The 26,976-nt window shown below is 66.2% G+C and carries 15 protein-coding genes; 10 read left to right on the top strand and 5 right to left on the bottom strand.

Going from position 1 to position 26,976, the window contains the following annotated elements; all coding sequences use genetic code 11:
* Position 1: 1 nt before the first annotated feature.
* The gene (locus tag SH602x_RS17375; protein WP_479473521.1) at positions 2–2,758 is read right to left on the bottom strand and encodes a DUF1549 domain-containing protein; all 2,757 of its coding nucleotides are present in this window, start codon (positions 2,756–2,758) and stop codon (positions 2–4) included.
* A 447-nt stretch (positions 2,759–3,205) separates the two neighbouring features.
* Between SH602x_RS17375 and SH602x_RS17380 the strand changes: the two genes are divergently transcribed.
* Together SH602x_RS17380 and SH602x_RS17385 are read left to right on the top strand one after the other, a co-directional pair.
* Complete coding sequence (locus tag SH602x_RS17380; RefSeq protein WP_479473522.1) at positions 3,206–4,744, top strand: hypothetical protein; 1,539 nt, start codon at positions 3,206–3,208, stop codon at positions 4,742–4,744.
* Between the two features lie 84 nt (positions 4,745–4,828).
* The gene (locus SH602x_RS17385; RefSeq protein ID WP_479473523.1) at positions 4,829–5,242 is read left to right on the top strand and encodes a DUF6157 family protein; all 414 of its coding nucleotides are present in this window, start codon (positions 4,829–4,831) and stop codon (positions 5,240–5,242) included.
* 71 nt (positions 5,243–5,313) lie between these two features.
* Here SH602x_RS17385 and SH602x_RS17390 read toward each other — a convergent pair whose 3' ends face one another.
* Genes SH602x_RS17390 through SH602x_RS17400 form a run of 3 tightly spaced genes read right to left on the bottom strand, consistent with a single transcriptional unit; the run spans position 5,314 to position 9,818 of the window.
* A complete protein-coding gene (locus SH602x_RS17390) occupies positions 5,314–5,904 on the bottom strand; it encodes a heavy-metal-associated domain-containing protein (RefSeq protein WP_479473524.1) in 591 nt (196 codons plus the stop codon).
* An 18-nt stretch (positions 5,905–5,922) separates the two neighbouring features.
* A complete protein-coding gene (locus SH602x_RS17395; RefSeq protein ID WP_479473525.1) occupies positions 5,923–8,562 on the bottom strand; it encodes a DUF1592 domain-containing protein in 2,640 nt (879 codons plus the stop codon).
* Complete coding sequence (locus tag SH602x_RS17400; protein WP_479473526.1) at positions 8,559–9,818, bottom strand: DUF1552 domain-containing protein; 1,260 nt, start codon at positions 9,816–9,818, stop codon at positions 8,559–8,561. The genes SH602x_RS17395 and SH602x_RS17400 overlap by 4 nt, the downstream gene beginning before the upstream one ends.
* A gap of 200 nt (positions 9,819–10,018) precedes the next feature.
* Between SH602x_RS17400 and SH602x_RS17405 the strand changes: the two genes are divergently transcribed.
* The 8 genes from SH602x_RS17405 to SH602x_RS17440 all read left to right on the top strand — a co-directional run bounded on the left by SH602x_RS17405 (position 10,019) and on the right by SH602x_RS17440 (position 25,937).
* Complete coding sequence (locus SH602x_RS17405; protein ID WP_479473527.1) at positions 10,019–11,062, top strand: lipoprotein N-acyltransferase Lnb domain-containing protein; 1,044 nt, start codon at positions 10,019–10,021, stop codon at positions 11,060–11,062.
* A gap of 386 nt (positions 11,063–11,448) precedes the next feature.
* Complete coding sequence (locus tag SH602x_RS17410; protein ID WP_479472256.1) at positions 11,449–12,468, top strand: AAA family ATPase; 1,020 nt, start codon at positions 11,449–11,451, stop codon at positions 12,466–12,468.
* A 91-nt stretch (positions 12,469–12,559) separates the two neighbouring features.
* Positions 12,560–13,486 (top strand): DUF58 domain-containing protein, encoded by a 927-nt coding sequence (locus tag SH602x_RS17415; RefSeq protein ID WP_479472255.1) that lies wholly within the window; start codon positions 12,560–12,562, stop codon positions 13,484–13,486.
* A gap of 81 nt (positions 13,487–13,567) precedes the next feature.
* Positions 13,568–16,099: a BatA domain-containing protein gene (locus tag SH602x_RS17420; RefSeq protein ID WP_479473528.1), complete on the top strand. Its 2,532-nt coding sequence runs from the start codon at positions 13,568–13,570 to the stop codon at positions 16,097–16,099.
* 77 nt (positions 16,100–16,176) lie between these two features.
* A complete protein-coding gene (locus SH602x_RS17425) occupies positions 16,177–19,467 on the top strand; it encodes a hypothetical protein (protein ID WP_479473529.1) in 3,291 nt (1,096 codons plus the stop codon).
* Complete coding sequence (locus SH602x_RS17430) at positions 19,464–23,777, top strand: DNA polymerase III subunit gamma/tau domain-containing protein (RefSeq protein ID WP_479473530.1); 4,314 nt, start codon at positions 19,464–19,466, stop codon at positions 23,775–23,777. The genes SH602x_RS17425 and SH602x_RS17430 overlap by 4 nt, the downstream gene beginning before the upstream one ends.
* Positions 23,777–24,829 (top strand): prenyltransferase/squalene oxidase repeat-containing protein, encoded by a 1,053-nt coding sequence (locus SH602x_RS17435; protein ID WP_479473531.1) that lies wholly within the window; start codon positions 23,777–23,779, stop codon positions 24,827–24,829. The genes SH602x_RS17430 and SH602x_RS17435 overlap by 1 nt, the downstream gene beginning before the upstream one ends.
* A 49-nt stretch (positions 24,830–24,878) precedes the next feature.
* Complete coding sequence (locus SH602x_RS17440; RefSeq protein WP_479473532.1) at positions 24,879–25,937, top strand: ADP-ribosylglycohydrolase family protein; 1,059 nt, start codon at positions 24,879–24,881, stop codon at positions 25,935–25,937.
* 5 nt (positions 25,938–25,942) lie between these two features.
* On the opposite strand, the gene SH602x_RS17445 is transcribed toward SH602x_RS17440, so the two are convergent.
* Positions 25,943–26,971: an SDR family NAD(P)-dependent oxidoreductase gene (locus SH602x_RS17445; RefSeq protein WP_479473533.1), complete on the bottom strand. Its 1,029-nt coding sequence runs from the start codon at positions 26,969–26,971 to the stop codon at positions 25,943–25,945.
* Between the last annotated feature and the right edge of the window lie 5 nt (positions 26,972–26,976).

A 26,976-nucleotide genomic window follows, 5' to 3' on the forward strand; every position in this document is an offset into this window, starting at 1 on the left:
CTCAGCGGATCGTGACGAAGTCATTGTGCGAGAACAGGACATGCGTCAGGCTCTCACGGGCACGCAGGGCCGGATCGTCCGACGCCGGAGTCGCAGCCGCCTGAGCGCCGCCCAGCGACGTGAGCTTATCGCGGTCGGAGAGCGCCTCCCGCTGCTTCGCCAGGAACGCGATCGAGGCGCCGCGCTCTCGCTCGGTCGGCAGCCGTCCGAGCGTCGTCTCGAACGCGACGTCGACGAACCGCTCGTCGGTCAGCGGAGTTTCAGGAGAACCCGATAGCTGCCGCGCGAGGATGCGCGACATCGTGCGGGACAACTCGCTGTTCGCGATCGCGAGCGCCTGCTGCGGGACGACGCTTTCCGCGCGACGGTAACAGTCGTCCGGCGACGCGCCGTCGAACAGCGTGAGCATCTTCATCTGTTTTTCGCGCGCGTGGCGGAAGTAGAGGCTCCGCCGGTAGACCTTCTCTCCCTGCGCAGGGTCGAGGTCGGCTCCGCCCGTCGTCGCATCCAACTTGCCGGCGACGTAGAGCATGGCGTCGCGAATGGGCTCAGCTTCGAGGCGTCGCGATTCCTGACGCCAGAGCAAGGCGTTCTCTCGATCGATCGCCTCATTGCGGGCGAGCGTCTCCGGATCGGCGGAGGAGGCCCGACGCCAGGCCTTCGACGTCACGATGCGACGATGGAGGGCCTTGAAGCTCCAGCCCGAATCGATGAACTCGCGCGCGAGCGCATCGAGCGCTTCAGCCTGAACGGGACGGGGCGTTCTCACGCCGAAGTCGGACGAGTTCGCGACGAGCGGTTCGCCGAAGTGTCGCATCCAGACGTGATTGACCGCCACCCGCGCGGCCAGCGGATTGTCAGGCGACGCGATCCATCGCGCGAGCGCCAGTCGCCGACCGGCGCTGACCTTGGAGTAGCTCTCGCCGACGGGAGCGTAGGCTTCTTCGACCTTCTCGGCATTCGCCAGCGCCTCGTCGCGTTTCTTCGCCGCAGCCTCGGCTTCGGATTGTGCCTTGGCGAGTGCGTCGGCTCGCTTCTTCTCATCCGGTTCGGCGCTTGCGCGGGCCTTCGTCAAAGCCTGGTTCTTTTCGAAGTGTTCCCGCTCGGCGACCGCGACGGCGTGTCGACGCTCCGCCGCGGAGGCGTCCCGGGCGAGGGCCTTCAGTTGCTCGTCGGTGACCTTTTTCGGAAGCGAGTGCTTCGCACGGTCGGAGGCGTAACGTGCCTGCAGCGACCGAAGGGCGAGTTGGGCCTCCGCCAGCTTCAGTTCCGCCAGATCGAGCGCCGCGGACGTTTCCACCCGCTTCGTCGCGACCGCCGCGAGTTCGGCCTCGTCGTCGACCGAAGGGTCCAGCGCCGCCGTTTCGGCTGCGTCGACCGCCGCCCGAGCTTCCTCCCGCTTGGTCCTGGCTGCCGCGATCTGGTCCTCGGCGGCGCGAACGGCGTCCCGTTCGACATGCTCGGCGAGGTCGGGGAAGTAGGCGACCGGCGGAAGGTCGACCGGCGCGATCGATAGCGTTCCGTTAAGGATCGCCGGAATGCCGGGCGGAATCGGTCGCTCCTTGTCCGGATTCTTCTCGTCGCCGCGAACGTAGAGATAGGTCGGCGCCGCGGGATCGGAGTCGTACGCGCGCGGCAGGCCGTTCTGCATCACGTCGAGCTGTCCCGGCAGGCGGTCGGTCCGCACGCGATGCGGTTCGAACAGCGCCCGCCAGGCGTAGTATTCCTTCTGCGACAGCGGATCGAACTTGTGGTCGTGGCACTTCGCGCAGTTGATCGTCAATCCGACGAACGCCTTCGCCGAATGCTCGGTCGCCCAGTCCAGCCAGATGTCGCGGTTGAGCTTGTGATAGTTCCGGGCGAGGAAGCCGGTGGCGGCGAGCGCCTCGGGGTCTTCCGGGGCGAGCTCGTCGCCGGCCAGCATCTCCGCGATCATGCGGTCGTACGGCTTGTCCTCGTTCAGCGACTGGACGATCCAGTCGCGCCAATGCCAGAGATGCCGACTGCTGCTGCGGAGCTCGTCCTGGTAACCGTCCCAGTCGCTGTAACGCCAGACGTCCATCCAGTGCCGCGCCCAGCGTTCGCCGTAGCGAGGGTCTTCGAGCAGTCGGTCGACGAGCCGTTCGTACGCGTCCGGCGATTCGTCCGCCAGAAAGGCCCGCGTCTCGTCGACCGTCGGGGGCAAGCCGATCAGGTCGAAGTACAGCCGTCGGACGAGCGTCGCGCGATCGGCCTCGGGCAGAGGCACGATTCCCGAAGCGGCGAGCTTCGCCTCGATCAGCGAGTCGATCGACTCGACCGCGTCTGGGGAAGCGTCGGCGGCGCTTCGCTGCAGCGGCTGAAACGCCCAGTGTTCATCCGGATGGGGGAGCGGTCGTTCGTCCGCCGGAGCCGGCATGCCGGAGGCGATCCACCGCTTCAGATGGGCGAGTTGTTCCTCCGTCAGCGCCTCGCCTTCGCCTTCGGGCGGCATCTGCGTCGCCGCGTCGTGGGTCGCGACCCGTTCGAAGAGGAGCGTCGCTTCGAACTCGCCCGGCGACGCCGCCGGTCCCGAGTCGCCTCCCTTTTTGATCAACTCCGTCGCGTCGAGCCGCAACGACGCTTCCTGCTTGAGCGGCCCGTGGCAGCTCGAACACTTCTCGACGAAGATCGGCTTCACGTCGCGGAGATAGTCGGTCTCCTCGCCTCGAGCGTTGCTTGCGGCGAACGAGGCGAACGCGCATGCCGCGGCGAACGGAATCGCACGAGTACGTCGCATGGCGGGAATCGTCGGAGAAGGCGGGGCGGATGTCAGGTCATCCGGGGGGGAGCGCCGTTCAATCTAAGTTTTCGTGAGGTAGGTTTCAACGACCTCGCGACGGCGCCGAGAGCGTCGGCGAATCGATACGTCGAAACGACGCGACGCCGGCGGAGCAGCTTCGGAAGCGTCGCTCCAGGAAGAGAATTATGGAACGCCGGGCGCAATCGGGATAAAACGGATATTCAGGCCTCCGCCGGATCTCTGATGAGCTTTCCGCCGCTCTCGAAAGGGCGCTCCTGACGCTCAGAATCTCAGGAGTCGCCGACAGCGGTTGAGGCGGCGATGCGTTCGCGAGACGTAGAATCGGCGTACACCCCCAATTCGGGGATCTCTGAAATACAATCTTGGAAGGCGCGGCGTTCCGTCGGAAGTCCCGATCGCCGTACCGCGCTGGATTTTTTCGAGGTGGCGACTCCTATGGTGCGGCTTCTTTCCCTGACGCTGGCGACCGCGGCAGCGCTCTGCGCGTTCGACAGCACGGCGCATGCGCAGTTCAGCGCGCTGGCCCGGCGCGTTCCCAATGACGCCAACGCGATCGTCTTCCTGGACGTCGCGAGATTGATGTCGACTCCGCTGGCGGAGAAAGAGGGCTGGAAGGCGAACGCCCAGGAAGCGTTCGAGTCCGGACTCCTCATGGTTCCGCCGAACGTGGACCGGTTCATCGCGTCCGCCCGGATCGACTTTCACACGATGGAGGTTCCGTCGAACCTGTTCATCTTCGAGACGACGGTTGATCCCGACATCGCGAAGCTCGCGACTTCCCTCAGCGGGACGGTCGACAACTTCGGGGGTCGCCCGGCTGCGACGCTGCCCGGCGACTACTTCGCCGTGAAGTTCTCGCCCACGATCAGCGTGATCGGCCATCCCGCGGAGCGTCAGAACGTCGCCTCCTACGTTCGGCGGGTCGATAACAATTCGCTGAGGATGTCGGAGTACCTGCAGGAAGCGCAGACGTTCGCGCAGACGAACGCTCCGCTGATCATGGCCCTCGACCTGACCGATGCCGTTCCGCGCGACGTGATCCGCGCGAAGCTGGAAACCACCGAATCGCTCAAGGGGAAGGACCTCGATCTCGACGCCCTCGCCGACGCCGTCGCCAGCGTTCGCGGGCTGACTCTGGGCGTGAGCGTCACCGATGCGATGCTCGGCTCGCTGAAGGTCGACTTCGTGGAGGACGTCAGCATGCTGGGCGATGCGGCCAAGCCGCTGCTGCTCGAGGTTCTCGCGAACCGCGGGTTGATGATCGACGAGATCGAGGGATGGAAGCTCGAATCGAACGGAAAGTCGATTCGCCTGATCGGCACGCTCGAAGAGAGCGGTCTGCGCCGCATCATGAGCCTGATTCCGGTTCCGCCGCCCCTGCATCATGCACGCGAGACGGCGGCCCAGGTTCCTGACGAGCAGGCTCAGAAGAATCTGGTCGCGGCAGCGTCGCAGAACTACTTCAAGAGCATCGATTCGCTGATTCAGGACTTGCGTCGAAGCAAGCGCAGCAGTTCGACGCGCGGTCAGACCGCCGTCTTCTACGACCGCTTCGCCGATCGCATCGATCGCCTGCCGTCGCTGAACGTCGATCCCTACCTGCTCGACTTCGGACAATACGTCTCCGGTTCGCTGCGGAGCGCTTCGGGCACGGTCCGCACGGGCCTCGTCAGCGGCACGATCGCTGCCCAGAACGTCCCCACGGCGTACGATTATTCGTCTTGGTGGAATCCGATCGGCGTGGTCGGTCCGAGTTACTGGGGCGGCGGCGGCGGCGTCTACGGCTGGGGAGGCTGGTCAGCGACGCCCAACGTTCAGAGGACCCAGAACGCTCAGACCGTCGCACGGTTCCAGGCGCAGGTGCAAGGCTCGATGGGCGCCAACGAGATCATGGCACAGATCAACGATGCGCTCGGCCAGACCCGTCGCGAGATGACGCAAAAGCACGGCGTGCAGTTCTGATCTGAACTGGCGACCGGACGTTCGTTCGCGTCGGGAGCGAAGCGCTCTCGACGCGAGACGCGTCTCGGCGTAGGCTCGCCCGCTATGAGCTACGTCGATACGTTCATCCGCATCGCCCCTGATTCCGATCTCGAACGTGCGGTCGTTCCAGCCGCACGGGGCGATAAGAAGACGATCGCGCAGCTCGAATACGAGTCGCTGGCGACGGCGCCTTATCGCTTTACGGAAGCGGACGTGCAGTTCGCCGTCCATCTGGCCCGCTCAGGTCTTTCGCCGGCGGAACAGGCTGCCCAAAGCGAGTCGCTCCAGCGGGCGTTCTTCTCGAAGCCGCGAGCCTGCTTTCGCGCGTCGCCGCTCCCGAAGAAATTCGGATGGGGCGTTCACTACGACGCTGACGGGCGCCTGGCGATCTACGCCGTCGAGAGCGACGACTATCGCCGGCTGACGAACGATCCGTCGCTGAAGCAGCTCGCCGCGATGCGCAGTTCGCGACCGTAGGCGGCGAGCCAGTCGCGAGCCGCGACTACCGTGCGCTGGTACGGAATGAGCGACCGTCGCTCGTCGCAAGTTCAGGGCATCTGGGAAAGAAGCTTCACGCCGCGCTGCTTCAGCGCCTCTTCGAGCGCCGCACGGTCCGTCTTCTCCCGGTCGAAGCGGATCGAGACGCGACTCTCGGCGAAGCTTACGGTCGCTCGTTCGACGCCGTCGACCCTGGCCACGGCTTCGTACGCAGCCAGTTCGCACGCCCGGCAGACGCAGCCGCCCGCGGCGATCTCGATCTCATCGAGCCGCTGGGGCGGAGTCTGGCTCGCCGAAACTGCGCTGAAGGTCGACCGCGACGCCTGCTTCAGCGCCTGATCGATTCGTTCGGGCAGCTTTTCGACAGGGACGTCCTTCCATGATTTATCGATTCGGACTTCGAACGTCGCGTGGGCGGTCTCGTAATCGACGTTCTTGAGAGTAGCTTCTTCGAGGCCTCCGACCGCTTCGCGCAGATCCTCTTCGCGTCCGGGCGAAAAGAGCCCCAGAACTCGGACACGGACAGTTCTCGGTTCGGCAGGCGCGGACGGTTCCTGCGCGAACAGGAACGACGCCGTCGACATCGCGAGCAGCAGGAGCGAAGCTTCCGTCGTTCGGAGGATCAGACGCGAGAGAGTCATCGGCGTTACGGCTCCCATTCAGTTCTCGCGGAAGAGGCCAGAGGCGACCAGTTCGACGATCAAGGTGCGGACGCCGCCTCCCTGCGCGAGCGTCGCATCGACGACGGCGTCGATCGCCGCTCGATCGCTGAAGCCGACCCCTCGTCCGGTCGAGTAAACGGCGAACTGCTGCGCAAGATTCGCCAGCAACCGCCGTTCGTCCGCCGCGAGCAGATCGCGATAACTGCGAACGTCGTCGAAGGGTCGTCCGTCGGGAAGAACGCCGGAGGGATCGACGGCGGGTCCGAGGCGAAATCCGATGCCGATGAACGGATCGATGGCGCCTCGCGGCGCCGGGTCGCCTTCGCCGAGCGAACGATAGCGCCCGCGGTATCCGCCGATCACGTCGAACGATTCCAGCGCGAAGCCGGGCGGATCGATTTTGACGTGACATACCGCGCACGACGCGTCCGCCCGATGCCTGTCGAGCTGCTCTCGGATCGTCGTGGCGCCGCGAACGTCGGGCTCGATCGCGGCAGTGTTCGGCGGCGGCGGCTCGGGCGGCTGACCCAGGATCCGCGCCGTGACGAACGCGCCGCGCGGCACCGGCGAAGTCGTCGTCCCGTTCGCCGTCACCTTCAGAACGGCCGCCTGGGCGAGGAACCCTCCCCGCGGAGAATCAGGCGGCAGTTCGACGCGCCGGATCGAGGAACCGACGACGCTCTCGATTCCGTAGTGAACCGCCAGCTTTTCGTTGATCATGACGAAGCTCGACCGGACGACGTTCGTCGCCGGCAGGTCTTCATCGAGCAATTCGCGGAAAAACGCGCGGCTCTCCGCCAGCATCGAATCCTGCAGGTAGGCGCTGAACTCGGGATAGAGCGTCCGATCGGGATCGTTGGCCGCGATCTTGCGCAGATCGAGCCACTGTCCGAGGAAGTCTTCCGCCAGTCGCTCCGACCTCGGGTCAGCGAGCATCCGTTCCGTCTGTTCGCGAAGAACGGCTTCGTCCCGAAGCTTTCCCTGATCCGCCAGTTCGAGCAGCGCCCTGTCGGGCATCGAGTTCCAGAGAAAGTACGCCAGACGATTCGCGACCGCGTGATCGTCCAGATGCCCCGCAGGCTCCACGTGGTAGAGGAAGTCGGGCGACGCCAGCGCCGCGCGGTAGGCATAACGCATCGCCGTTTCGAAACAGTCGCCGGACGCCAGACGCTCCTGCACGAGCGCGAAGTAAGCCGAGCGGGTTTCGTCGTCGACCGGTCGGCGAAAGGCCTTCGGCAGGAACGAAGCCAGAAGCCGATCCGCGTCCGCCTCCGGATTCTCGCTGACGAAGGTCCAGATGCCGGGATCCGGATCGGGCCGGTTCAGAACGTGGACGATCTCCTGGCGTAGCGGGGTCCGCTGCGGGGGTCGCGCGCCTTCGTGATCTTCAGACTCGAACTCGACGAGGGGCAAATCCCCGAAGAGGAGGCGGTGACCCTTCGGCGGCCACTCGTCGTGTAGCGGACCTTCGATCTCCAGCCAGTCGCAGGCGATTCCGGGGCCGGTGAAGCCCATCGCGCGATCTTGGCCGCGGGTCTGAGCGCCAGGGGCCAGCGACGCGGCATTGAAACCGATCGTCTCCTTGTAGTTGAGCCAGGGGGTCAACTCATGGACCTGCTCCTGAAGCGAAGGCGCATCGTAGTATCCGAGGACGCGGCTGGGATGCCCGGTGTGGCGCCCGTCGCCGGTGAGTTGCACCGCGGTCAGCCGTGCGACCTCCGTACCGCGGGCCGGGAGGACCGATCCCTTGTCCCACTGACATGCCCACAGCGACGTGCGGATCCGGTAGCGTCCCGGGTAGAGCGTCGCGAACTCCAGGAAGTAGGGCTGGAACGATTCGTCTTCGTGCCGGAACAGCCCGACGGAACTGTCGCTCTGGTACATCCCCATCCGTTCATGGGCGCCCTGATCGATGTGCTCGTAGGCGCCGGCAGGAGGGAAGTCCGGATCGGGGCCCTTGTTCTTCAGCATCACCGCGTCGCCGTGCAGCATCACGTGCGCGACGCCGGAACCCTTGTTCGCGAGCGAGATTCGCTGCTTCTGCACCGCGGGCGGCTCGGCCCGCGTCGCGATCGCCATATCCAGAACCTTGTCCGCAGCTTCCAGGTACTTCGCGAGATTGACGTGCGACACGTCGAGCGCCTCGTCGTTCTTGTCGAATCCGTGTGCCGTGCCGTCGCCAGGGAGATCGTTCTGCAGCGCCGCGCCAGGCAGGTCGAACAGATCGCGCATCGTGTTCTCGTACTCCGCCCTGGTCATACGGCGGATGGTCGTTCGTCCCTCGGCGGCGCGTCGCGCCTGTTCCGTCGTGAGAAGTCGCGCCGACAGCGTCCCGACGAAAGCCGACCGTGCTCCGTCGCTCGGCTGATCCGCGTCGGCAGGCGGCATCTCGCCCGACGCGACGCGATCGTGCACCTTGACCGCGCGAGCGAACGCGGCGGGATCGGTGACTTCGGCTAGATCGAAGGCCGAGAGATCCAGCCCTCCCTCCTGCGTCGCGCCGTCATGACAGGCGAGACAGTTGTTCGCGAGGAACGACTTCTCCGCTGACGTCTCGACCGCTGACGCGAAGGGAGCGAACAGAACAAACGCGATCGCCGACGCAGCGACGAACGCGATCGGAGGAAGCGAGCTCATACCATCTCCAGTCCGGTGACCGTGCCGGTGGAGGTCGAGAAGGCGTCCGCTTCGATCCCCATCCGCTGCAGCATCGAGACGAAGATATTGGCGACGGGATAGTTGTTCTCGCGATCGAAGGCCAAATGTTTGCCATGGCGGAAGCCCCCGCCAGCGAGCAGCATCGGCAGGTTGTCGTTCGCGTGGGAGTTCGCGCTTCCCATGCACGTGCCGTACAAGACCGTCGTCCGGTCGAGCAGGGTTTCGCCCTGCTCCTCGGTCGACGCGAGCGAGCTCAGAAACTCGGCCAGGACGTCGAACTGTCCTTCTTCCTTCGCGCGCAGTTCAGCGATCGCCTCGGGTCGGTTGCCGTGGTGGGTGATGTTGTGGATGACCGTGGTGTCGATGAAGAGCGAAATCACGCGCGTCGAATCGGTCTCCAGCGCCAGCTTCATCACGTCGAAGGTGAGCTTCGTCTTCCGGACGAACTCCCGCTGATCCTCGATATCCTCGGGAGCCTGGGCGTCGACGACCGGCTTAGGCCGGTATTCCCATTCCTCCGCGCTATGCAGCCGATTCTCCAGGTCGCGAACGGCGGAAAAGTAACGCTCGATCCGCTGCTTGTCTTCGCTCCCCAGCGTTCGCTGAAGCCGGCGCGACTGATCCGCCACGAAGTCGAGCGTGCTGCGGCGCTGCTTAAGGTCCTCGACGCGGGAGTCCACCTCGGCAGGGTCGCCCTGCAGGAAGAGCGTCTGAAACAGCTTTCGAGGGCTGCGCTCGGCAGGTATCGGCGCTCCGCTGCGAGTGTAGCTGAGCGTCGCATGGTTCTCGCCGCTCACGGCCAGCGTCAGCGAAGGATGGCGGGTGCGGTTCCCGAACTGTTCCGCGGCGAACTGGTCGAGCGAGATCCAGTTTCGGAAGCCGCCGCGTTCCGGCCGCGGCGTCCCGGTCAGGAAGCACTTCTCCGCCGCATGCCCGCCGGTCACGTCAGGATGACTGACGCCGGAGAAAACGGTGAAACGATCGCGATGCTCCTTCAACCGTTCGAGATAGGGCGTCGCCTGGTACTCCGGACCGGCTGCTTCCGGAAAGAAGAACTGGGGCAGGATGCCCATGTTCGTCTGAATGCCTACCATCCTTCGGGGAGGGCCGTCGAGGCCCGTTCCCGGCTGCGTCGCGTCCGCCCGGTGAGCGGGTCGCATCGCGTCGAGGAGCGGAAGCGCCAGGCCGACCCCGGCAGCTCGCAATAACGTCCGGCGGTCCATTCGCGCGGGCATGAGCAATTTCCCGAAGGGGACGGGGGCAGAGACGCCGCTCGCGAAATGAATTCGGCGAACGCGACGGCGGCGAAGAGGAGAGCAGGCGGGCGGCGTCAGTATAGGCCGGCGCCTGCGTTGAAGAAACGAACCGGAACGCCCGATGTCTCCGGCGAATTCCGATTCACGCGAACGAACGAAACGGCATTCCTTCACGAATCATGAGCGAAGTACTTCTAACGATCGCGTTCGTCCTGGTGTGGGTCGCGCTCGGACTCGGCGCTCTCTGGGCGACGCTGGTCCTGTTCCATCTGCCCCGGATCGCGAAGACGGGGCGCGTCGCCGCTTCGGCGCTGTTCCCGCTCGCGCTCGGAGCGGCGGTCATCTGGATGGGCGGCGACTGGACCGCGGCGGGAGTCGCGGGCTGCGCGCTGCTCGCGATCGGCGTCGGATGGACGTTTTACCGAGCGGAGCATCGGCTGGCCCACGCTTCGAACGAGCCGCCGATGCCGCGAGCGAACGTCGAAGGCGATCGGATCACGATCACGAACTACGGCGCGCTGAAGCTGGAGAACGAAGTCGCCAGCTTCGAGTACGGCGAGCGATCGTTCGATCTGTCGAAGCTCGACTCGGTCTGGTTCGGCGTGCAGCCTTTCAAGGGGGTCAACGTACTCGGCCATACGTATGCCGCGTTCGACTTCGGCGACGACGGAGTCCTCGGGGTCAGCGTGCAGTCGCGGCGGCCCGACGGTACTCCGTTCGATGCCTTGGCCGGGATGTTCAAGAAGTACGGCCTGATCTACTTCCTGTGCGACGAGCGTCACGCGGTCGGCTACGACTTGCTTTGCGGCGGCTCCCGGCTTTACCTCTATCGCATGCGAACGGATTGCGCGGCCGCACGCGAACTGATCCTGGGCGTGCTGGACCGAGCGAATCGGCTGGCTGAGCGCCCCGAGTTCTATCACTCGCTCGTCAACAATTGCACGTCCAACCTGGTCTGCGAAGCGAACCGCATTCTGGAACGCAAGCTCTCGATCTATTCGCCCCGCATTCTGCTCACCGGTCTTTCGGATCGCGTGGCGTACGATCACGGCCTGATCGACTGCGGCACGCTGAGCTTCGAAGAGATTCGCCAGCGAGCGGACGTGACAGAAGTCGCCTGCCGGTCGCGTCCTTCTCCGGACTTCTCCCGCCGCATCCGGGAGGCATGGGAGGCGACGAGCGATGCCGAACGTTCGCCCGAGACCGCGGACGCGAACGCCTGAATTCAGCGAGAACTTCCCGGAGAAAATAGGGTACGAAACGACGCGCCCGAGCGATCCACTACGGCTGCCCGTTCGATAGAGTATGCTGAACGGCTTGGATCGCCGTCGTCGGATGCGTCGCGGCAGTCCGCTTCTCCTTCTAAAAACCTCAAAATCTTTCCTCTCCTCCCGATACGTTTTCGCGATCGACGACCATCAATCTTCGCAACGACCTACCCGATGCAGGTCGTCAGCGATCGCGAACGCGGCAGTCGCCCGTCGAATGCCGGGCGAACCGCTACTCTCCTTCCTGAAACGACGCGTCGCCTTCCGCTCTTTGTAGAGTCGGGTCGCGGCGTATTCGCCTCTCTTCCCTACCACTTCCCAACCAGACGGAGAGCCGCTCGATGTCGCAAGGCAACGCGGGTCAGACCGAAGACGTTCAGGCGATCAAGGAACTTGCCGGCGCTTACGAGCGCATGACCGAGCAGCTCGCTCGGACGATCGTCGGACAGAATCACGTGGTGGAGCAGGTCCTGATCTCGCTCTTCTGCCGCGGTCATGTGCTGCTCGTCGGCGTTCCGGGACTCGCGAAAACGCTGCTCGTCAGCACGATCTCGCAGTCGTTGAAGTTGTCGTTCAAGCGAGTGCAGTTCACGCCCGACCTGATGCCGGCGGACATCACCGGGACCGACGTGCTCGAAGAAGACAAGACGACGGGCAAGCGAGTCTTCCGCTTCGTGCATGGCCCGCTCTTCTCGAACATGGTTCTGGCGGACGAAATCAACCGCACGCCGCCCAAAACGCAGGCCGCGCTGCTGGAAGCGATGCAGGAGCGTCACTGCACCATCGGCGAGCAGACTTACATGCTGCCTGAGCCGTTCTTCGTGATGGCGACGCAGAACCCGATCGAGCAGGAAGGGACGTATCCTCTTCCCGAGGCGCAGCTCGACCGGTTCATGTTCAACGTGATCGTCGACTACCCGACCGCCGTCGAGGAATCGCAGATCATCAAGCAGGTCACCGGAACTTATAGCTCCGAAGTGACGCCCGTCCTGAGCGGCGAGGACATCATCCGCCTGCAGCGCATCGTGCGTCGCGTCCCCGCGGCGGATCATGTGATCGACTACGCCCGCGATCTGGCCCGGAACTCTCGGCCCAGCGATCCCGACGCGCCGGCGTTCGTGAAGGACATGATCGACTGGGGCGCGGGCCCGCGGGCCGGCATCAACCTGATCCTGGCGGCGAAGGCTCGCGCGATCTTGTACGGTCGCTACCACGCCACGACGGAAGACGTCCGAGCGGTCGCGCTGCCGGTCCTTCGTCACCGCATCTCGCCCTCGTTCAAGGCACAGTCCGCGGGCGTGACCAGCGACGACGTGATTCGCCGCCTGATTCAGGAAACTCGGACCGCGGCAGCCGCCTGATCGGTTCTCCACCTCGCGAGTTCGTCGTGATTCGGCGCACTCGCGACGCTCTCCTCCTTCCGCGTTCTCGTCCGACTAGCCAGGCGTCTTCATGTCGCTCAGCGAAACCAACGCCGCCTCGCGACTCCTCCGTCCCGACGCGCTCGACCGCGTCGCGCGACTGGAATTGCTCGCGCGGGGCGTGGTCGAAGGCTTCATCACGGGCCGTCACCAGAGCCCCTACAAGGGGACTAGCGTCGAGTTCGCCGAGCATCGGCAGTACGTGCCGGGCGACGACCTCCGCGATCTCGATTGGCGCGTGCTGGGGAAGAGCGATCGCTACTACGTCAAGCAGTACAAGGAGGAGACGAATCTTCGCTCCGTGCTATTGGTCGACGCCTCCGGCTCGATGAGCTACGCCGGCGACCGCGCCGCGCAGATCGACGGACGGCCCGTCTCGAAGTTCGATTACGCGAGGTATCTGGCCGCCTCGATCGCCTATCTGCTGGTCCATCAGCAGGACGCCGTCGGGCTGGTCTCGTTCGACACGAAGATCAAGGCTCAGCTTCCTCCGCGCTCCAACGCCCGTCACCTGCGAACGTTGCTGACGGAAATCGACGGATTGGAAGCAGGCGGCGAAACGGACATGGGTCCGATCTTCGACGACATCGCGGAGCAGGTTCATCGCCGCAGCCTTGTCGTGATCCTGAGCGACCTGTTCGGCGATCCCGAGGCTCTGATTCAGGCGCTGCACCATTTCCGCTTCCGCCGTCACGAAGTGATGCTGCTGCACGTGATGGCCGACGAAGAGCTGACGTTTCCGTTCGATTCGTGGAGCGACTTCCGCGACCTGGAAGCGCCCGGCTCGCACGAACAACTCGACCCCGCGACCGTGCGGGCGGAGTATCTCGAACGCGTGCGAAGTCACGTACAGCGGATCGAGACCGCCTGCGGCCAGTTGAAGATCGACTACGTCCCGATGAATACGCGAACGCCGTTCGACACGGCGCTGGCCAGCTTCCTCGCCTCTCGCAGGTAAATTCGCGTCTGCCGCATCGATGCTGACCGCTGCACGACGATTGCCCCTGTTCGACCCTGCCGCCCCGGTACGACGCGAGCCATGACGTTCGTCAACCTCTCGATCCTGTTCGGCCTGGCGGCGGTCGTGATCCCGATCGCGATCCACCTGTTCAACCGTCGCAAGGCGAAGCCGATCGACTGGGGCGCCATGCAGTTCCTGCGGAACTCGCTGGTAAATCGCAAACGCAAGATCCTGATCGAAGAACTGATCCTGATGGCCCTGCGGTGCCTGCTGGCCGGGCTGATCGTGCTGGCCTTCGCGCGGCCGTTTCTTCCCGCCGGCGCGGGCGTGTCGTGGCTGGTTCTGATTCCGCTGATTCTGATCGCGACGGTCCTTGTCGCCCTCGCGGGAATCGTGGCTCGCGATCCGATGTGGCGCTGGGGCCTGCTCGGCGCCTTCGCCGCGGTAGTCGTCGGGACAGGCTTTCTCGCCTGGAACCAGCAACTGCTGCATGCGGAGACCTGGAAGACCGGGACCGAGCAGGACGTCGCGATCGTGATCGACGGCTCGGACAGCATGACCGTGACGTCGGGCGACGCGTCGAACTTTCAGAATGCCGTCGAGGAAGCGCGGCGTCTGACGCAGTCGCTCCGTCCGGAAGATCGCGTGACGATCCTGATCGCGGGCGCCGAAACGAAGGTCATCACGCCCGAGCCGGTGAGCGTTCGCGGCGAACTGAACCAGCTCTTCGAATCGCTGCAGCCGGTCGGCGGCGAATTCGCGCCGGTCGACGCCATCTCCGCCGCCGCGACCGCGCTCGCCGCGGGCGAGAACCCCTCGAAGAAGATCGTCGTCATCTCGGACGGCCAGAATCGCGGGTGGGAAGCCGATCAGCCCGCGCGGTGGGACTTCCTTTCGGAGACGCTCGATCGTCTGCCGACACGCCCCAAGGTGGTGGCGAGGTTCCTGCCGCTGCCGGAACAGTATTCGAACGCGGCGGTCGTCTCGATCGATCTCTCCCGCGACGTCATCGGACCGGACCGGGACGCCGAGGTGCGCGTGAGAGTTCTGAACGCCGGTTTTCAGCCGGTCAAACCCGCGGGCGTGCAGCTTCGCGTGAATGACGGCGCCCCGATCTCCGCCGACGTTCCCCCCATCGAGCCGGGCGAGACGGCGGAGGCGGTCTTCCGCCATCGCTTCGCGAAAGGCGGCTCGCACGTCCTGCGAGCGAGTCTGCTCGCGGAAGACGATCTCGCAGCGGACGATTCGCAGACCCGCGTCGCGACGTCGCTGGACGAGTTGCCGATTCTGCTGATCGACGGCTCGGGCTCCGGCACGAATACGATCGGCGCCGCGACCTTTCTGGAGATCGCCCTGTCGCCGCCTTCCGAAGAAAGCGTCGCCGGTCAGACGGCGGTCCGTCGGCTGACTCGAGTGACGCGAATCGCCGCGCCTGACGTAAAGGCTTCGACGCCGTTTTCGGACTACCGCGCCGTCTTATTGGTGGACGTTCCCCGCGTCGGCGCCGACGTGGCGGCGGAACTGGCTCAGTACGTGCGTTCGGGAGGCGGTCTGCTGATCGTTCCGGGCGCGCGAAGTCAGCCCGCGTTCTATGACGAATGGAAGCTCGCGGACGGTGAGCCGGCGGTTCCCGCCAGGCTGGGCGAACGGATCGTCATCGAGGAGAGCTCCGGCACCGCGCACGTCGCTCCGGACAGCTTCACCCATCCGGCGCTGAAGCGCCTGGTCGACGCCAGCCGCGGCGATCTCGCGGGCGGAGTCGTTTCCTCCTACTGGCGCCTGGCGCCGTTCGAGAACGACCCCGCGGTCTCCGTCGGCGGACGACTCGATCAGGGCGATCCGTTCCTCGTCGAGCGGACGCTCGGACGAGGTCGCGTACTGATGACCTCCGTCGCGCTCGACGGCAGCGGCGATTCGCTTCCGGCGCAGGTCTCCTTCCTGCCGTTCATTCACGAACTCGTCTACTCCGTCGCAGCGCTCGGCGACGTCGAACCGAATCATGCCCCCTCGAAGTCGCTGGCCCTGTTCATCCCGGCGAAGACTTCCGCCGGCGACGAAGCGAACGCGGCGACGACCGTCCCGGTGACGTTTCCCGACGGTCGCACCGAGCGGGCGACGCTCGAACCGGGCGACGGCGGCTCGCTCGCGACGATCACCGGTGCGACGCTGCCCGGGGTCTATCGCCTGGATCTCTCGTCGCGTCCGGAACTGCGATACTCGGCCGAAGCGGCTCCCTCCGCAGCGTCGGACGCTGCAGGCGCTTCGCTTCCGCTGTCGATCGCCGGTTCGCCGGACGAAGGTCGCCTGGAACCGCTGAGCGAGGCCGACGAGTCGATCGCCGCGAAGCGTCTCGACTGGTTCCGCGCTTCCGATACCGAACAGATGGTCGCCGCAGTCGTGGGAGACGTTCCGGGCCACGAAATCTGGAAGTACCTCGCCCTGTGTGCCGTGGGCGTCGTGCTGGCCGAGTCGTTCGCCTCGCGTTGGATCGCGGGCCAGCGAAAGCTGGGAGCGACGCAAACGGTCGACTTCGTTTCCGAAGGCGATCGACTCGTGACGTTCCAGGATCGGGCCCGCGAATTCCTCGCCTCCGTACGGGGCGCGAACTGAGACTGCCGCAGAGAACTCCGCCGCGCTTCGAGCGCTGCGGAAAAGCTCCTTAGCCTGAAGCGAAGAGCATTCCGAACATGGACGCCGCCGTTCAACATGCCGACCTGGTCTCGCAAGCGTGGCCGACGATTCTCGTCGTGCCGGTCGCGCTGGCGGCCCTGTCGCTTTGGGTCGCCAGTCATTTTCTCGACCGCTTGCTGCCCGGCAGGATCCTGAAGGTGGTCGCGTTCGCAGGGCGGGTCGCGCTCGGCGCCTTCGCGCTCTGGCTGGCGTGCAGCGCGCTTTCGCGGTTCGTCAGTCTCATGACGAGCTGGTCGATTCCGGCCATCTGTCTGCTGATCGCGGTCGCCGTCGAAGCGGTCGTCTGGCTCTACCGACGCGAGCGCGATTTCGTCACCCCGACGAAGGGGATCGTCCTCACGTCGCTGCGCGCCGCGTTGCTGCTGGTCCTCGGCGTCATGCTATTGCAGCCCGAGTTCGTCTGGTCGATTCCGCATCGCCTCGATCGTTACGTCGCGATCCTGCTCGACGATTCCGAATCGATGCAGCTCGTCGACGAACAGCTCACCGCGTCGGAGAAGCTCAGGCTCGTCCGTGCGTTCGAACCCGACGTCGCCCCCCCTCCCTACGATCTTGACTCGGTCGCGGGCGAGCTCGATCGCGAGGCCGGGAAGCTGAGCGCCGCCGCCGAAGGCATGGGCGCCAGTACCACGCTGACCGACGCATCTGCGGAAACCGACTTCCGCCTGAGGCAGGCGACCATCGCCAAATCGCTTCAGGAGGCGAAGAGCCTTGCCCAGCGCCAGGTCGAGCGTCTGGACGATCTGTCGCGGATCAACCTGCAACTTCCGGCCGACCTGCTCGCTTCGTTCGATACCGAGAAGCGTCGGCTTGAAACGGACGTGATCGGAAAGCTGACGGAGACCGATCGCGCGATGGGGGAGGGGACGGTCGATGCGGAGGGACTGAGCGCACAGCTCGATTCGGCAGCCGCGGCGATACGCGAAGTGACCGCCAAGCTTCCGGGCCTGGTGGACGGCGTCGATCGCGCGTTCTACGCGTCGCTTCCACCCGAAACGACGCAGAAAGTCGACGCCCTCGTGGCACGCAGCCGGGCCGACATCGCACGGGCCGTACTCCTCGCGCAGAACGATAAGGACTCCTCCGGCCTGCTCGACAAGATCCAGCAGGGGTACGAAGTCCGGCTCTTTCGTTTCGACGGCGACGTCGCGGAGGTCGACGTCGCGGAGTGGTCCAGCGACAAGCCTGCCACGACGCTCATCTCGCGCCAGACGGCGGAAACTCCGTCTGCGGGGGAAGCTGCCGCTCAGGAAAACGCTGGCGAAGCGGAGCTTGCTTCGGGCGTTGACTCCGCCGCTGCCGCCGCAGCGCCGGAAGCTGACCAACACGCCTCGCGCCGGCTGACTGACCTGGCCGGGGCGCTGGAGCGGGTGCGGAAGGAGATTCCGCGGGAGAGCCTGGCCGGCGTGCTGCTGGTGACGGACGGAAGGAACACGGCGCCGACGGACGTCGAAGCGGCTGCCGCGAAACTCGCGGGCGACGGCGTGCCGGTCTCCGCCCTCGCCGTCGGCAGTTCGCGTCCGCCGGTGAACGCGTCGATCGTCGATGTCGAATCGCCCGAAACGATCATGGCGGAGGATCTGCTCCCGGTCGAAGTTCGGCTCAAGCTGACCGGCATGAAGGGCCGCACCGTCCGTGCGAAGCTCTACGACGGGGAGGACGTCGTCGCCGAGCGGACGCTCGACGTGGCGCATGACGATTTCGCGACGTCGGTACGGCTGGAACACTCGCCGGAAACGAAGGGTCTCAAGGAATATCGCGTCGCCCTCGAACCGGTCGGCGCCGACGCCGCGGAGAAGCAGGCCTTCACCGAAGATGACGAGCGGTCGTTCTCCGTCGCCGTAACGGACGATCGGACGGAGATCCTGCTCCTCGAGGGTCGTCCCCGCTGGGAATACAACTACCTGCGGAACCTCTTCGCCGGTCGCGACGCGCGGGTGCAGCTTCAGACCGTGCTGTTCGACCCGGATCGACTGGAAGGGCAGGGCGATCGGCCGCGCGTGTTCGCCTCGGCCTCGCGCGAAGCGAACGAGATCGAAGCCACGCACGCTCCGGAGAACGAAGCGGAGTGGCTGAAGTTCGACGTCATCATCCTGGGCGACGTCGGACGGGAACATCTGACCGACGAAATGCTGAAGCACCTGCACGCCTTCGTCCATCGCCGCGGCGGCGCTCTGATCGTGATCGCCGGGCCCCAGGCCATGCCGCATCGCTACGTCGATACGCCGCTGGCGGAGATGCTGCCGTTTCAAGTCGCGCAGGCGCAGGAGTCGCAGTTCGCTTCGCCCGAAGACTCGTTCCGCATTCGCCTGACGCCCAGCGGCGTCCGCCATGCGATCATGCGTCAGGCCGATACGTCCGAGGCGAGCGTCGGCGTGTGGGACCAGGTTCCGCCGATCGACTGGCGTCACGCCATCGTCGGCGCCAAGCCCGGCGCCGCCGTGCTCGCCTACGCGGGCGATCCAGAGAAGGAGAAGGACTTCGAGCCCCGTCCGGGCGACGAACCCGAAGCGGCGGAGGCTCGCCGCATCCTTCGCGACGCCTACCAGAAGGAGCGGGCCCTGATCGCGATCCAGAACTTCGGTTCGGGGCGGGTGATGGGGCTCAATACCGATCGCACCTGGCGCCTGCGATACCGCGTCGGCGACGAGCGACATCACCGCTTCTGGGGTCAGGCCGCCCGCTGGGCCGCCGGCGAGAAGCTCCAGTCGGGGACGCAGTTCGTGCAACTCGGCGCCGATCGCGTGCGCTACGAGATGGGGCAGCCCGTGCAGGTGACGGTCAAGCTGACCGATCCCTTTTTCGAGCCGATCGACGACGAGAAGGCCACGGTGAAGCTCTATCGCGGAGAAGAACTGGCGCTCACGGTGCCGCTCGCCCCCATTCCCGAAGCGCCCGGTTCCTACCGGGCGGAGATCGGAGCGCTCCCGAAGGCCGGCGCCTATCGCCTGGCGCTCGATAGCCCGGAGGTGAAGCGCGTCTTCGCCGGTCAGGCGGAGGAAGCGGTCGAATCGACGATCACCGTCGACGCGCCGCAGACCGTCGCGCGGGAACTGATCGATCCGACCGCCGATCGCGCGGCGCTTCATCGCATCGCGGACAGGGCACAAGGCATCGTCGTCGAAGCCGACGACGCGGATCGCACGCTCGAATACTTCGCCGAAGGCTCGAAGACCACCTTCGAGATTCGATCGATCGTGTTATGGGACGGGTGGCCGCTTCTGGGCGTGCTGGTGTCGCTCGTGAGCGCGGAATGGATCGTCCGCAAGACAGGAGGCCTCGTATGAGTTCGCTGCTGCTGGATCTCCGGCTGGAAGGCATCCCTCGTCCCATCGTCGAGAAGCTGCGCGCGGTCATTCGTCGCGCGCGGATGGTGACGCTTCTCCGCGGACTGATCGCGGTCGCGCTCGTCGCGCTCGTCGCCCTGCTGGTCGGCATGGCGTTCGACGCGACGATCACGATCTTCTCCTACTGGGGTCGCGCGGCCCTCTCGTTCACGCTTCTGGGGGCGACGCTCATCGCGGCGGTCGTCTTCCTGATCCTTCCGCTGCGGCGAACCTACTCGCTCGCCGGGATCGCGCGAATCATCGAGGAACGCCATCCGGAACTGGAAGAGCGCCTCAGTTCGTCGGTCGAACTGCTCAGCAGTCGCGACGCGTGGGAACTGAAGGGCTCGGAGGTTCTCATCGCCGAACTCGCCAAGCAGGCGGTCGGGCAGGTGGGCGAGGTCAACCCGCAGAAGGAATTCAGCCTCAAGACCGTCGCCCGGTTCGCGGCGCTGCTCGGGGCGGTCCTGCTGGTCTTCGCCCTGGTCTTCGCGATCTGGCCGTCGACCGCCGCGCTGCTCGTCACGCGCGTCGTCGCTCCCTTCGCGAACGTCGGCAATGTCCAGGCCGAAGCGATGGAGGTCACGCCCGGCGACGTCGTCATCGCCCGCGGCGACTCCCTGCATATCGAAGCGCTGGTCCCGCACACTCGCGTCCGGAGCGCCAGGCTCTTTCGCTCAGGCGCCGACGGCCGCGAAATGAGCGAGTCGATGCGGTCGCTCTCCGCCGACGAAAACGGCTACCCCCGGTTCTTCCTCGGCGTCGCCGCCGTCGAGGAGAGCTTCCGCTATCGCATCAACTCGGGAGGAGCGCTCACGCAGTACTACGACGTCACGGTAACGCCTCGGCCGGCGGTCGAGTCGTTCCGCGTCGAGTACCGGTATCCCGAATATGCTGCGATCCCGCCGCGCACGTCGGAATCTGCGACCGGCGATCTGGAGGCGCTGATCGGTACGGAGGTGACGCTCACGGCGAAGCTGAACAAACCGATCAAGTCCGCCGGACTGACCGTGACGGGTCGCGAGTCGATCGCCGGCACGATCGAGGAGGGACCTGAAGGCGCTTCGCTCGTCACATGGAAGCTATCTCTGACGGAGGAGTACCTCCTCGGGGACATCTATTCGCTGCAACTGCGCGACGAGCACGGCTTCGCCAATCTGCCCGTCGAGTACCGGATCAGGTCGCTCGCCGATCAGGCGCCGACGATCGCCATCACCGAACCTGTGGAGGAAGCCCTCCGCATGAAGCCGTACGACACGCTGCCGCTCGCCTATAGGGCGGAGGACGACTACGGCATCGGACGCGTCGACCTGATCGCCGCGATCGACGGCGAAGCGTTCGCGCCCCGGGCGATCGCCGTCTCTTCGAAGGCGACCGAACGCGTCGTCGAAGGGACGTCTCGTCTGCGACTGTCGGAGATCGTCGAACCAGGCGACAAGATCGTGACGGTCGAACTTCGCGTCGTCGACAACCTGCCCGAGCCAAAGGGTCCGCAGGAAACCGTCAGCCGGCGAATCACGATCACGCTCGACGAAGCGGCGGAGACCTACTTCGAGAAGGAGATCGCCCAGGACTACGCCAGCGTCCGCGACGCTCTGCAGCGGGTTCTGGAAGACCTGAAGAGCGCCGATCAGAAGACGACCGGTCTGGATCAGGTGGCGAACGTCGACGGATCGCTTCCCGAGCCGACGCTGGTTCGGATCGACGAGGCGCGCGAACGGATCGCTTCCGCGGAGACGACGCTGCTCGATCTGTCGGGCACGATGCTGGAAACGGCCTACGCCGCGCTTGAGTACGAGGTGTCGAATCTGGCGGAGACCGACGTCCGCATGGCGGGCGAGACCGCGGGCCTCGTCAAGTTGACCGACATGGCGGCGGAGCGGACCGACCGCGCTCGCGAATCGGACGCCCACGTCGACAAGGCTATCGAAAGGACGGAGGCGCTGCTCGCCTCGCTGGAACAGGCTTACGAGAACCTGAAGGAGATCGCGGAGATCGAGGAACTGGCCGCTCAGGAAGCGGCGCTCGCCGAGGACATCGCCGCGGCTCCGCTCGATCAGCCCCTTCCCGAACCGCTCGCGGAGATGCAGGAGGAACTGGCGGCCGAAATCGCGGAAGCGATCAAGGAACTGCCGCTCGCGGCCATCGAAGCGCTTCAGGAACAAAAGGAACAGGCGGAAGATCTGGCCGCTGCCGCGGAACGTCTCGCCGACGCTCAGGAGACGCTGCAAGACCTGACCGAGATGGCGAACGCGGAAGATCCGAAGCTCGACGAACTGATCGAGAAGATGAAAGAGGCGCTGCTCGCCGAGCAACAGCAGATCGCCGCCGACGCGGAAGCCTTCGACGACGATGCGGAGGAAGCGAACCTCGCAGGCGAGGATAACGCTTCCGACCTCGGCGAGGCAGCCGCCGACGTCGCCGAGGCGCTGAATCAGGACGACCTTCCCGCCGCAGCCGAAGAGGCCGCCGCGGCGGCCGAACGTTTCGCCGAAGCCGCGTCGGCGCTCGCCATGAGCAAGCCCATCCCCGACGCGCCGGCGCAAAGCGACGAAGCGGCTGGCGATGAACCCGCAGGAGCCGAAGACGCTCCTGGCGCGGAACCTGCTGGCGCAGAAGTCGAGATGCCGGACGCAGGCGCGCCCGAGGGCGGAATGCCGGAGAGCGGAGCGCCGGACAGCGGCATGCCGGAGGGAGGAGAACCCGAAGGGGGAATGCCCGAGGGTGGCGCACCGGAAGGAGTTGCCCCCGAAGCCGGAGCCCCCGAGGCTGGCATGCCGGAAGGAGGCGCGCCTGAAGGCGGAATGCCCGAGGGCGGGGATCCTGAAGGTGGCATGCCGGAGGGAGCCGCACCTGAGGGAGGTATGCCGGAAGGCGAAGCTCCTGAAGGTGGAATGCCGGAGGGTGGAGTTCCTGAAGGCGCTACGCCGGAGGACGGCGCACCGGAAGGCGGCATGCCCGAAGAAGGCGCTGCCGAGGATGGCGGAATGCCGGAAGGCGCTGCCGAGGATGGCATGCCGTCGTTCGGCGAAGCGTTCGAGTTAGCGCAGGAAGCCGCGGCGCTCGCCGCGAGACAGCGCTCGGTCGCGGAACGGCTGGAAGCTCTCGCGGAAGGCAACCTCGACCAGGCGCTCGCGCAAGGTCAGGCCGACGTCGCGGCGGAGTCGGAACGCCTGCAGATGACGGCTCAAGCGGTCGCCGAAGCGCTCAATCTGCTGGGCCAGCCGAATCCCGCGCTCGAAGCGGCGAGGAACGCGGCCGAAGAACTCGCGCAGGCTGGGGACGAAGCAGGGCAGGCGGCCGACGATCTGGCCGAAGTCGCTCCGCCGGATGCGGCCGCAGGCGAAGAGGGAATGCTCGCCGGCGCCGAGCCCGCCGCAGGGGCCGCGGAAGGCGCCGCGCCGGAAGCCGGCGCTCCCGAGGACGCAGGCGCGGCGGAAGGCATGCCCGCCGGGCAGGGCGCGCCGGAAGCGTCCGGCCAGGTCGCTGCCGGCGAAGGCCCCGGAGAAAACGAACCGCCTGCCGGCGCGGAGGGCGCCGCACCCGAAATAGGCGAACCTCAGGTCGCCGGAACGGATGAAGCTCAGGCCGCGCGCGGCGAAGCGATCCAATCTCAGGGCCAGGCGGCGGAGTCCTTTCAGGCGGCTGCCGAAGCCTTCAAGCAATTGGGCGAACAGATCCAGATCCCCGACGCGCCGGCTCCTTCCGACGCGCTGGCTTCGGTTCCCGGGTCGGAGGCGATGGCTTCCGGTCTGGCCGAAGCGCTCGGTTCCGCTGCGGAAGCGATGGCCGCCCTCGAAGCCGCCCGAGCAGCGAACCAGGCGAACGCTTCTCCCGCCGACGCTGCGAGCGCTGCGACCCAGCAGGCGGCGGCAGCGGCCGCGGCGCAACGAACCGCCGACGCGCTCGCCGCGGCGGCCGCCCAGGCGGCGGCCGCGGGTCAGCCGACGCCTTCGCAGACGCCCGCCTCGCAGCGAGGTCTGCCGCAACGGGGTCGATCGCCGTCGCAAGGTCCGCCGACCCCGTCGTCGCAAGCGGCGCCCGGAACCGGTGAACTGGGCATCGTCGGCGGCACGACGGACGGCGAGTTGAAGCAGAAGCTCGACGAGTACGGCATCTCCGTCGCCGACTGGACTCGCCTGCCGGGCGAACTGAAGAACCGCATCCGTCAGGCGGAAGCCGAGGATGCGCCGGAAGAGTATCGCGAAATGGTCCGTAGCTACTTCCGCGAGATCGCTCGTCGCAGCGGTCGCGCTCCGGGAGCCAAGTAATGCGTCGTACGACGATCCTCGCGGGCCTGACCCTGGCCGCGTTCGCTTGCGCGTTCTCTCCGTCGGCACGTGCCGACGAGGAATCGGAGGCGCTGCGCGAGTACGACGAACGCGTTCAGGTCGCCGTCGACAAAGGACTGGCCTGGCTCGCGCAGGCACGCAAGGAAAACGGCGAGTACCCAGGACAGTACGGCAACACCGGCGCGGTCCCGGCGCTGATCGGTATGGCCTATCTCTCCGCCGGCTACACGCCGGGCCACGGACCGTACGGCGCGGAGATCGACAAGTGCGTCGATCGCGTGCTCGAAAGCGAAAAGGAAAAGGACGGCAAGCCGAGCGGCTACTTCGCCCGCACCGGCGAAGACAAGATGTACGGCCACTGCATCTGCGCGCTCTTCCTGTCGGAAATTTCCGGCATGGTCGACGCCGAGCGGCAGGCGAAGGTCGAGCCCGCGCTCGCCCGGGCGCTCGCCCTGATACTGCAGGCGCAGGAGATCGAAAAGGACGAGCAATACCGCGGCGGCTGGCGCTACGAGCCGGAGAGCCGCGACGCCGACCTGTCGCTCACCGGCTGGGCCATCATGGCGCTGCGTTCCGCCCGGCTGAACGGCGCGCCCGTCCCGGACGATTCGATCGCGAAGTCGGTGGAGTTCATCCTGCGGTGTCAGCCGAAGGAATCGAAGGGAGAGAAGGGCTACGCCTATCAGCCCTACCAGAACGGTAAGCCGGCGATGACCGGCGTGGGCATTCTCTGCCTCGCGCTGTCCGGTCAGCACGATAGCGAACAGCTCCCGCGGGCCGCGGACTGGCTGCTCGAACGGAAGGTCAACGACCGCTGGGGCGGCGAGCACTTCTACTACATGAACTACTACTGCACCCAGGCGATGTTCCAGATGGGGGGCGACTACTGGGTCAACTGGGCGAAGCAGTTTTACGAGAACGCGTTCGAACATCAGCACGAGGACGGATCCTGGGGCGACGCCTTCCCCACCGCGATGACGGTGCTCGCGCTGACGGTCTCGTACCGCCAGCTTCCGGTGTACCAGCGATAGAGCCGCCGGAAACGTTGCCTCGGCGTCGAGGGCCGGCTACTCTCAGCGCATGCTCACGGAGTCGTCGATCGTCGGCTGTCTTCTCTCCGGCGCCGTCGGCGACGCGCTCGGTCTGCCGTACGAGGGCCTCTCGCCTGCTCGCGGGGCGCGTCTGCTCGGCGAGCCCGACCGCTATCGTTTCGCGTTCGGACGGGGAATGATTTCCGACGACGCGGAACATGCGTGCCTCGCTGCCGAGGCGTTGATCGAATCCGGTGGGGACGAGGAACTGTTCGCCGCGTCGCTCGGACGGCGAATGCGACGGTGGTTTCTGTGCGGACCGGCCGGCCTCGGCATGGCGACGCTTCGCGCCTGCGGCAAACTCTGCCTGGGCGTCTCGCCGCGAAACAGCGGCGTCTACTCGGCAGGCAACGGTCCTGCGATGCGAGCCACGATCCTCGGCGCCGCTATCGAAGAGCTCGCGAAGCTGCGTTCGATCGTCCGGATTTCGACGCGGATCACGCACGTCGATCCGAAGGCGGAGTTCGGCGCCTGGGCCGTCGCGCTCGCCGCACGAAGCGCATGCCAAGCTCACGGACTCCGCCCTGAGCGATTCGTAGCCGCCTTCAGCGAATCGATGGGCGACGAAGGCGAAGAGGCGGTCGATCTCATGGATCGCGTCGCGGAGAGCGTTCTTCGCGGCGAATCGACGCGTGCGTTCGCCATCGCTCTGGGATGCGAACGCGGGGTCAGCGGCTATATCTATCGAACCGTCCCTGTGGCGATTCACGCCGCGATGTCGTACCCAGGCGACGTCCGCGGCGCGGTCGTCACGTCCATCCGCTGCGGCGGCGATACCGACACCGTGGCGGCGATCGCCGGAGGCATCGTCGGGTGCGCGGTCGGACGTTCAGGAGTTCCCGAAGAACTCCTGCAGGGCCTGCGCGATCGGCCCCGGTCGGTCGAATGGATCGAGAGGCTCGGAAAGGAACTGTTTCAGGCCCGCATCGCGGGAACGCCGGCGCGGCCTCCCGAAGTCTCTTCGCTCGAAGCTGCGGCCCGCAACGTCGGCTTCGCGTCGCTCGTCCTGATGCATGGACTTCGACGACTCGCTCCTCCTTACGGTTGACGCAGTCAATTCGCCGATTCGTTATTCCGCACGGCGGCGTGACGAGTCAGCAGCGTCAGGAACGAGCGGGTGATCGCGGACTCGCTCTGGCGTCCCAGTTGCGATTCCGAGCCGATCCCTCCCGGTCCGGGCAGCAGGCGGTTCGCGACCGCGTAGAGTTCGCTCATCATCTCGGGGGCGATCGCTTCGGCGAGAGCCGCGAAGCGCGCGGGGACGGAGATCACGACCTCCGCCTCCGCGTACTGCGCCGCCCGCAGGATGCGGTCGGCGGCATGGCCCGAGCTGACGCTCATGCCGGGAAGCGAATCGCCGAGGACGAACCAGGCGTACTCCGCGCGGTGCTGGCCCTTGAATTCGGCGTTCGGCGGGCTGCCCGTGCGCATCAGCCCGGGGCAGACCGTCGTGACGTAGATCTTATCGCGCATCAACTCCGCTCGCAGGGCCTTCGAGAAGCCGACGAGCGCGAACTTCCCTGCCACGTACGGGGTCAGATGCGGGGCCGGGATGATGCCGCCGATCGAGGAGATGTTGACGATCCGTCCGAACCGCCGGGCACGCATTCCGGGCAGAACGGCCTGCGTCGCGAAGTAGGGCGCCCAGAAGTGCGTCGCGAGCGATCGCTCGAAGTCGTCGAAGGTCATCGCCTCCAGCGGTCCGACCGCGATGATTCCCGCGTTGTTGATCAGAACGTCGATCGGTCCCAGACGTTTTTCGACGGCGGCGACTGTGGCGTCGACCTGACCCTGATCGGTGACGTCGCATTCGAGCGCCAGGATTCGCCCGCCCCGACCTTCGAGATCGAGGCGAGCGCGTTCGAGCTCGGAAACGTCCCGTGCGCAGATCGCGACGTTCGCTCCCTGCTCCGCGAGCCGACGGGCCATCTCCAGGCCGAGGCCCCGCGAGCCGCCCGTGACGAGGGCCGTCCTTCCCGCGTACTCGATATGCCGCGACGCGCGCAGCGCCGAGCGAATGGCCATCCAGGCAAGCGCGCCCCCGGCGAGTGCGATCGCCGACTTCTTCGCCAGATCGTTCATATTCG

The organism is Lignipirellula cremea (genome assembly GCF_056501455.1).